Origin of the sequence: Actinosynnema sp. NPDC050436 (assembly GCF_040655415.1) — a bacterium.
GTDB lineage: Bacteria > Actinomycetota > Actinomycetes > Mycobacteriales > Pseudonocardiaceae > Actinosynnema.
Window position 1 is genome coordinate 1 of sequence record NZ_JBFAJV010000039.1, and the last position, 1,462, is coordinate 1,462.

1 protein-coding gene is annotated in these 1,462 nt (G+C 70.6%); it reads right to left on the bottom strand.

From position 1 onward, the window contains the following. Nucleotides 1-22: 22 nt before the first annotated feature. The gene (locus AB0I60_RS37460) at nt 23-1,228 is read right to left on the bottom strand and encodes an IS110 family transposase (RefSeq protein WP_360739016.1); all 1,206 of its coding nucleotides are present in this window, start codon (nt 1,226-1,228) and stop codon (nt 23-25) included. Nucleotides 1,229-1,462: the final 234 nt, after the last annotated feature.

The window sequence follows — 1,462 nt, forward strand, 5'->3', positions numbered from 1 at the left end:
GGGGGGTGTCCCTATGTGGTTGTCAAGCCGCAGCCGGGGCAGGAGTTGTCCCGGGGTGTCGGTAGTGGGTTTTGTTGCGGAGCATGGCGAACAGGACGTCGCAGCGGCGCCGTGCCAGGCAGATCAGAGCGGCGTTGTGTTTCTTCCCTTGGTCGCGTTTGCGCTGGTAGTAGGCCCTGCTGGTGGGGTCGGACAAGGCAGCGAACGCGGCGAGGAAGAACGCTCGTTTGAGTTTGCGGTTGCCGGTGCGGGCCGGGTGTTCGCCCTTGATGGAGGAGCCGGAGCTGCGGGTGACCGGGGCGATGCCGGCGTAGGCGGCCAGGTGGCCGGAGCTGGCGAAGCCGGAGGCGTCGCCGACTTCGAGCAGGATGCGGGCTGCGGTCCTGACCCCGATGCCGGGCATGGAGGTCAGGACCCCCGCGAGAGGGTGTGCATCGAGTATCCCCTCGACCTCGGCGGCGACCTGTTTGCGTTGCAGAAGAACGGTTTTCAGGCTGTCGGCCAGGCGTGGCAGCACGGTGTCGGCGGCCGTGGTGCCCGGGACGACGACGGTCTGCTCGTCCAGCGCGGCGAGGATCGCGGTGACCAGTTTGTCGCCCATGCGGGGCGCGTGGGCGACGGCGATCGCGGTCAGCTTGCGGCGGCCGGCCTTGGCGATGCCGGTCGGGCCGCCGCAGCGGGACAGGATCTCCAGCACCGCCGGGTGTCTGATCCGCGGGCCGATCGCGCGTTCCAGGGCTGGGTGGACGCCGGTGAGCAGGCCGCGGATGCGGTTGCCGATGCGGGTGGCCTCGCCGGCCAGGTCGTCGTCGAAGCCGACCAGCACGTCCAGTTCGGCCAGGGCGTCGTCGCCGAGGTCGACCGGGCGCAGTGTGTGCGGCAGCGAGCGGGCGGCGTCGGCGATGACGAAGGCGTCCCGGGCGTCGGTTTTCGCCCGGCCGGGGTAGAGGTCGGCGATGCGGCGCATGGCCAGGCCGGGCAGGTATGCCACCCGATGGCCGGCCGCGCGGGCCACCGCGACCGGCAGCGCGCCGATCGTGGCCGGCTGGTCGACCACCACCAGCAACGGTCCGTGCGCGGCGAGCTTGTCGAACAGGGCCCGCAGTTTCGGTTCGCTGTTGGGCAATGGCGCGTCGTGAAGCCGTCTGCCCGCCGGGTCCAGGCCGACGGCGTGGTGTTCGCCCTTGCCGACGTCCAGGCCGAGGAACACCTGGTAACCGCTGGTCATCCGTCCTGCCGTTCGTTCATCGCGGGTGGTCGCCGGTCGGGCATCGACGGCCGGCACCCACGTTACGACGAGACCTGCCCAGCGGGCGGCCGTGTCCCTATCAGCGGTCCGGCGATGCCACCGGGTCCGGTGACACCACCCCCCGGATCATGCCTTCGACTGGGGGCGTCAGTCATGCCGGACCCGGCGACCACAGCTCCTCGATCAGGAACTACGAAAAAGGTAACGGGGGGA